The sequence below is a fragment of the Longimicrobium sp. genome (genome assembly GCA_036389795.1).
In the GTDB taxonomy this organism is placed as follows: Bacteria; Gemmatimonadota; Gemmatimonadetes; order Longimicrobiales; family Longimicrobiaceae; genus Longimicrobium.
In genome coordinates, this window is sequence record DASVWD010000212.1 from 22,328 (window position 1) to 28,974 (window position 6,647).

The window sequence follows — 6,647 nt, forward strand, 5'->3', positions numbered from 1 at the left end:
GGCTACGCCGCCGCGGGGACGGCCTCTTCCTCCAGCACCTCTTCGGGGCGGAGCGTGTCCATGAACGAGCTGACGGAGAAGACCGCGCGCCCCGGGCCCGCCACGCCGTAGCCCGGCGGCGGCTTCAGGCCGTGCTTCTCCAGCGTCTCGCGGTACACCTCCAGCAGCCGGATGTGGTACTCCAGCGGCGCGCCCTCGGGGTTGTCGCGCCCCAGCGGCGTGGCGGGCTCGGGGCACCAGGTGGTGAAGCGCGGCGTCACCCCGCGGCTCATGAAGTAGTCCAGCCCCTCGGCCGTGGAGCGGATCGCCTCGTCCACCGTGGCGAACCCGAACGGCTTCGCCATCTCCACCCCGGCCACGAAGTTGGGGATCACGTAGCGCGCCCCGAACACCTCCGCCGCGTCGAAGATGCGCCGGTGCCACTCCTCGCGGCCCACGTAGCGCTCCTTCCCCGGGCAGATGATCTCGAAGAGCCGCTTGTCCCACACCTCGTAGTTGGGGTGGTAGATGCGGATCCCGTAGTCGCGGTAGCGCTGCACGTCTTCCTTCGGCAGCGCCTGGGCCACCACCTTGCCGATCCAGCGCCCCGGGAAGCGCGCCTCGATCGCCTCGGCGTAGCGCCCGTAGAAGTCCGCCTCCTCCAGCCCGTCCACCTTGCTGGTGACGCTGCCGCCGGTGAGCGTGTACGCCTGCGACGCGCGCGCGGTGTCGTAGCGGTCGATGATCTCCAGCGCCTCCAGCACCTCGTCCACGGGCTTCACGCCGGTGTAGGGGCGGCCGGCGGCCTTGTGCTGGCGCCAGTTGTGGTTGATGTCGCAGTACTGGCACTCCTCCTTGGCCCCGAAGTACTGGCAGAGCCGGAGCACCGTCAGGTAGATCAGGTACCCCCACTGGATGGTGGGGGCGATCTCCATCACCTGCTTGCCGTTCGACAGCGGGTGCCGGTAGTACTCGGGCATCGGCGGCAGCGCCACGTCGGCCAGCGCGCGCCCCTCCAGCGAGAGCCGCAGCGCCCCGTCGCCATCCCGCGAGACGCGGTACGGCGAGTCGGGGTTCACGCGCACCGAGACGATGGTGCGGCGCAGCTCCCAGGGGCCGCCGGTGAGCGCCACCTCCTCGGGGGGGCGGCGGCGCGCGGCCTCGCCCAGCTGCGCCAGCGGCTTCTGGTCGAACGAGAAGATGAAGTACGACTTCGGCTTGACCTCGCCGTCCAGGTTGTCGGTGAGGGCCGCGTCGTCGAAGGCGATGCCGGTGCGCAGCAGGTCCTCCTTGAGGACCGCCTCGCGGGGGATGTGCGGGAAGCGGGCGATCAGCCCCTCGACCAGCTCGGTGCGTGTGTCGGCCAAGGTCTCCTTCCGGGGTTGTGGGCGCCGGAATCTACCGCAACCGCAAGGATTTGGCTAGCCGAACTTGCCGTTGCCCCAGTTCTGGATTGAGGTTCCTAGGACAGAATACGAACAATCTCTGATAACAGTACGTCAAGATCGCGAGAGAAGTCGACCTGAGTGCGCGTTGGGAGTACTTCTTTGCCGCGGATCTGAATGTGGAGGTGTGCATCCGCAATCCGCCGGGCGGAGAGTGATAGGTGCTGCATGGAGTCCTTGAATGACTTCGCACCGGGATAACTACTAGCGACTTCTGCGAATGTCTTAGCGTTGAATATGGGAGGCACGTGATCGATGATTGCGCGCGTAAGCATTGCTACCGCGAGGACACAGTTGTTCGCAGAACAAACGTTAAGCTCCTCGCAAAGGGCGATCAGTCGGCGTAAATCATATGCCGTGTTCTTCAATGCGCGTAGCTCATCGATCCGAGTGGGATCCACAAACTGCGACGTGAGTAGCTGAGTGGTCGGTTGCCCCGCTGGCACCACACTCCTTCGTCTATCGCGCTCCGAACGTAGGAGCCCTTGTTCCGGCGTCAGGATCACAAACGCCGGTGCGGTCAACTGTACTTTCCAGTCTAGCTCCTTTCCAATGTTGATGACTCGGAAAAAATCCGATTGCATGACTCCAAGCCGCAAGAAATCGGGTGTTGTGAACACAACATCATCATGGTTAAACCGCCACGACCAGAATAGTCGGTTTCGAATGTAAGCTTCGATAACGTCGTCGTCCGCCGCCTCTCGCTCCTCCCAAGCCTTGAACGAAGGCGAAAAACACTCAAGCTGGAACGGCATGGAAGCGCTGGGTGCTGATCCGGTAAGCCCTATCTTGTCAAGGTAATCCCCGATACAAGCCTCAGCGAAGTGAACGAAATTCAAATCTTTGATGTCGGTACTCGGAAAACCGAAGGCGGTCGGGGAGACAGTTTCCAGGACCGTACCTGAGAAAAGCACACAGTGGCGACTCTCCTCTGCGCCTGGGGCCTGCCTGACCATAAAGTAGTAGCCTACCGCATCACGATTAGGAATGGGCCCACTGCCCTCAAAAGAAAAGATTTCGACTGCCTTCTCTCCATCTCGCGAGATGATAACCGAAGGCCGATATGTGAAGCTTCTGCCACTCATGCTGTCGGTTCCTGAGAATCGGGTGATGGGGATAATTAATGCCCGCCTGCGAGGAGATCCGCCAGTGAAGAGTCACCCCGGCCGCCGCGGGCGCTGCTTCGCCGATACGGACTTGATGACGATGCGGCCGGGGCGCGTGCCGTCCAGCGGCTGCGGCGCGCGCGCGACCGCCTGCGCGATCAGCTCGCGGACCTGGGGCCGGTCCAGGTCGGCCGCGTCCTCGAGCACGAGGTGGCGGGTCTGGCTGCCGCTGCCTTTCAGCAGCCCGTGCGGGTCGGGGAGACCGGTGCCGCGCAGGAAGAAGACGCTGACCCAGCGCGGGAACAGCGTGACGGAGAGGACCGCCTCCGAGGTGCGCTCCGTGGGGCCGAAGGCGACGGCGAGCGCGTTGTAGTTGTCGTACACCAGCTCGACGGCGCCGGGGAGGAGCGCCCGCACCTTCTCGAGCGCCTCGCGGGCCGTGGCGGCGACCTCGGGCGTGTACCGGTCGATGAAGCCGTCGAGCTGCTCTGCGGGGGACGCGTCGCTCATGATTCGATCATGCCTTTCGCGGCGGTGACGACGTGGGCGGGCGCCTCCAGCACCACCGTGCCGTCGCCGGCGGCGAAGCGGCCGAGCACCTTCTCCGCCTCCCGGCGCAACCGCTGGAACTCCGCGTCGCTGACCTCGTCGGCGAGCACCCAGCCCTTCACTTCCGTGAAGAGCCACGCATCCAGCGAGGGGAAGCGCGCCGTCCCCGCCAGCGTGGCCACCTGTGCGCCGGGTACGCCCGCCTCGGCGAACAGCGACGCCAGTGCGCGCGGGTCGCCCAGCCTGAACGGCGCCCGCAGGCCCGCCGCGGCCGCGTCGCCGAAGAGCCGCGCGACCAGCGCCGTGAGCTCCGGGTAGCCTTCCGTGTTCTCCAGCGCGTCCCACACCGCCACCGCCAGCCGTCCGCCCGGGCGCAGCACGCGCATCATCTCGCGGATGGCGGCCAGCCGGTCGGCGAAGAACATCAGCCCGAACTGGCTGACCACGGCGTCGAAGCTGCCATCTTCGAACGGGAGCGCTTCGGCCGCGCCCCGCCGCCATTCGATCCCGGGAGCCACGCGCCGCGCGACCGCCAGCATCTCCTCGCTCTGGTCCAGCCCCACGACCCGGCCGGCCGCCCCGGCCCGGGCCGCGGCCTCGCGCGCCAGCACTCCCGTGCCGCAGGCCACGTCGAGCACGCGCCGGCCCGGCTCGATCCGCGCGGCGTCGGCCACGCAAACCGCCCACCCGCGCAGGAGCGCCGGGACGAAGAGCTCCTCGTAGACCTCGGCGATGCCGCGGGTCAGCCGCGCTTGCCCGGCGTCGGTCACGTGGGCCTGCCGGCTTCTCTGGCGTCGAGCAACTCGCTCAGCAGGCGCCGCGCCCGGCGTGCCTCGAGCGTGAACGCGCCCGACACCAGCCCCCAGCCGAACAGGAGCATGCCGAGCGGGGCCACCCGGGACCAGCCGGATTGCCCCGGCGGCAGCGGACCGAGCGCGATTCCGCCGCCGATCAGGACCACCCCGGCGAGCCAGAGCGCCGTGATGACGGCGGTGAGCGGGTGGAGGGTCAGCGTGCAGCGGACGCGCGACCCGCCCGCGTCTGGAACGATCCGGCCGTGGATCGTGGGGAGGAACGAGTTCCGGTAGCCGATGATCCTCCGGATGCGGAACCCGGCGCCGCCGACCTCGCCTTCGAACGCACGCGCCGCCTTTCCCGAGCGGAACCGGCGCTCCGGCTCGACCGCGGCGGCGAGCCGCGACGCAGCTTCGGCGGCGGGCAGGGCGGAGTGGAGCTCGTAGCGCTCGAACGGGAGCAGAGGCATGGCCGCGGCGATCCCCTGTTCAGTGCCGGCCAGGCCGGTGGGTGGGCACGAGGGCAGGGAGCTGGTCCCGGCGGGCGAGCTCCCCGGCGATCGCCGCGCGCGGACCGGACCTGCTCACCGGGTGACTTCGCCCGGGGGATGGTGAGACGCGGACAGGCTGCCCCGTGCCTGGTATGTGAAGAGTCGTGATCCGTGGCCGCCCGCTATTCCGACGGGCACCGGAACGGGTTCTCGTCGGGGTTGGCGTTGCTCAGGTTCACGCGCACCGTGTCTCCGGACCGGACGCGCACCGGCTGCAGCCAGGTCCAGCGCGTCCCCCCGTACGCCGTGTCCGCCCACACGCGGTACTCCCCGGGCGCGACGGTATCGATGAAGAACTGCGCGGCCGCGGTGGCGGTCACCGTCCGCCGCGCGCGCTGGGAAAGGAGCTGCGCGCGCCGGCCCCACGCCGTCTCCCGCGCCGCCGAGTCGGCGCCGGCCGCGGCGTCCCGGCGCGGGCAGAGCCGGGCGAGCATGGTGTCGAGCGCCTCGTCTTCCGGGACCAGCCCCACCCGCAGCCCGCCGAAGCTCACCTCCTGCCCCGTCTCCAGCACGATGTACGCGTCCCCGACGACGGTGCCCGGGGCGGAGTCGCCGCACGCCGCCAGTCCGAGGGCGCCGCAGAGGGCGAGGAGGGAGATCGTGCCGGGGCGAATCGAGCGAAGCATGTCCGGGAGAAGAAGGTCGGGATGATCGAGCGCCGGGCGGGCTACCGCGGCGCGGAGGCGCGCCGCAGCCGGTCGCGGATGCCGGCCCACTCCGGCGTGTCGGGGACGCTCTCGACGTAGACGAGGTCGCAGCCGCGCGCGTCCAGCTCGTGCAGGGCGGCGTAGAGGCGCGCGGCGTACTCCCGCGCGTCGGCGGGCATCTCCACCACCTCGGCGCCGGGGCTCGCCGCCGGCGCGAAGGCGATCACCCCTACCGTGCGCTCCTCGTCGCTCCCCCACGACGCCCGCCCGAAGACGCGCTGGCGCTCGGCGGGGGGGAAGAGGCGCACCTCCGCGCGCGGGGCGTAGTGCCGGTCCAGCATCCCCGGAGAGGGGCGGGCCGCCTTCCCCTCCGGCTCGTCCGCCGCCGCCGCCACCTCGCCCAGCACCTCGCGCAGCTCGTCGAGCGAGATGGAGCCGGGGCGCAGCACCGTGGGCACCTCGCCCGCCAGGCTGAGCACGGTGGACTCGATGCCGACCGGCGTGGGCCCGGCGTCGAGGAGCAGGTCGACCCGCGCCCCCAAACTGCGGCGGACGTGCTCGGCGGTGGTGGGCGACACCTGCGCGGAGCGGTTGGCGCTCGGCGCGGCGACCGGGATCCCCGCCGTCTCCAGCAGCGCGTGCGCCACCGGGTGCGCCGGGACGCGCAGCCCCACCGTGGCCAGCCCGGCGCTCACGGCCTCCGGGATCACGGCGGAGCGGGGGACCACCAGCGTGAGCGGGCCGGGCCAGAAGCGCGCGGCCAGACGGTCCGCCGCCTCGGGCCACGCGGCGGCCAGCGCGCGGGCGAGCTCCACGCCGGGGACGTGGACGATCAGGGGGTTGTACGCCGGCCGCCCCTTCGCCGCGTAGATGCGCTCGACGGCCGCCGGGTCGAGCGCGTGGGCGCCCAGCCCGTACACCGTCTCGGTGGGGAAGGCCACCAGCCCGCCGCCGCGGAGCACCTCGGCGGCGCGCTCCAGGGCGGCTTTTTCGGGACGCGACGGGTCGACGCGTAAGACGTTCATCTGCCGGTACATCGGGGCCGCGTCCGGTGCGGCCGGTGTGGGCGCGGACGGCACACCCCTTGCCTTACGCTCCAGCGAGCGCGGGAGGCGCGCAGGCGGAGAACGGGGACAAGGAGGGACCGATGTTCATGATGTTCCTGACGGCGCTCTGGGTGGTGATGCTGGTGGCGCCGCTGGCCCTCCTGGTGGCGCTTCTCCCCTCCGGCCGCGACTGCCCGCGCTGCGGGAGCGAGACCCTCCCGATCCGCGTGAGGCCGCTGAAGCCCGTCCGCCGCTTCCTGGGGCGGCGCTGGTGCACCGCCTGCGGCTGGGAGGGGATCATGCGGGTCACGCGCCACGCCCCGGCCCCCGCCGTGGAGGTGGTCCACCACGAGCCCGACGAGGTGGACGACGACGCCGTGTGGCGCGGCGAGCGCGACAGCGGCGGCGGGGTGATCTAGCGCCGAGAGCGCCGCCGCACCCGGCCCCTCTCCCGCCTCCCGCGGGAGAGGGGCATTCGTGTGGCCCTCACCCGGCGGGCCCTCACCCGGCGCCGCTACCGCGTCGCCACC

Annotated in this window: 8 protein-coding genes; 1 reads left to right on the forward strand and 7 read right to left on the reverse strand. The window is 70.6% G+C overall.

Annotated features, from left to right (window positions below):
- Positions 1-2: 2 nt before the first annotated feature.
- The 7 genes from VF746_25020 to VF746_25050 form a co-directional block, all read right to left on the reverse strand.
- Entirely contained in the window at positions 3-1,346 is a 1,344-nt protein-coding gene (locus tag VF746_25020) for a radical SAM protein (protein HEX8695701.1), read from the reverse strand.
- 95 nt (positions 1,347-1,441) lie between these two features.
- Positions 1,442-2,509: a hypothetical protein gene (locus tag VF746_25025; GenBank protein ID HEX8695702.1), complete on the reverse strand. Its 1,068-nt coding sequence runs from the start codon at positions 2,507-2,509 to the stop codon at positions 1,442-1,444.
- Between the two features lie 72 nt (positions 2,510-2,581).
- Positions 2,582-3,040: a DUF1801 domain-containing protein gene (locus VF746_25030; protein HEX8695703.1), complete on the reverse strand. Its 459-nt coding sequence runs from the start codon at positions 3,038-3,040 to the stop codon at positions 2,582-2,584.
- Positions 3,037-3,849: a methyltransferase domain-containing protein gene (locus tag VF746_25035; protein HEX8695704.1), complete on the reverse strand. Its 813-nt coding sequence runs from the start codon at positions 3,847-3,849 to the stop codon at positions 3,037-3,039. Before VF746_25035 ends, VF746_25030 begins: the two co-directional genes overlap by 4 nt.
- A complete protein-coding gene (locus VF746_25040; GenBank protein HEX8695705.1) occupies positions 3,846-4,343 on the reverse strand; it encodes a hypothetical protein in 498 nt (165 codons plus the stop codon). The genes VF746_25035 and VF746_25040 overlap by 4 nt, the downstream gene beginning before the upstream one ends.
- Positions 4,344-4,546: 203 nt before the next feature.
- Positions 4,547-5,050 (reverse strand): hypothetical protein, encoded by a 504-nt coding sequence (locus VF746_25045; GenBank protein ID HEX8695706.1) that lies wholly within the window; start codon positions 5,048-5,050, stop codon positions 4,547-4,549.
- Positions 5,051-5,091: 41 nt separating this feature from the next.
- The gene (locus VF746_25050) at positions 5,092-6,096 is read right to left on the reverse strand and encodes an L-threonylcarbamoyladenylate synthase (protein HEX8695707.1); all 1,005 of its coding nucleotides are present in this window, start codon (positions 6,094-6,096) and stop codon (positions 5,092-5,094) included.
- Positions 6,097-6,218: 122 nt separating this feature from the next.
- On the opposite strand from VF746_25050, the gene VF746_25055 reads away from it, so the two are divergent.
- Positions 6,219-6,536: a hypothetical protein gene (locus VF746_25055; GenBank protein ID HEX8695708.1), complete on the forward strand. Its 318-nt coding sequence runs from the start codon at positions 6,219-6,221 to the stop codon at positions 6,534-6,536.
- Positions 6,537-6,647: the final 111 nt, after the last annotated feature.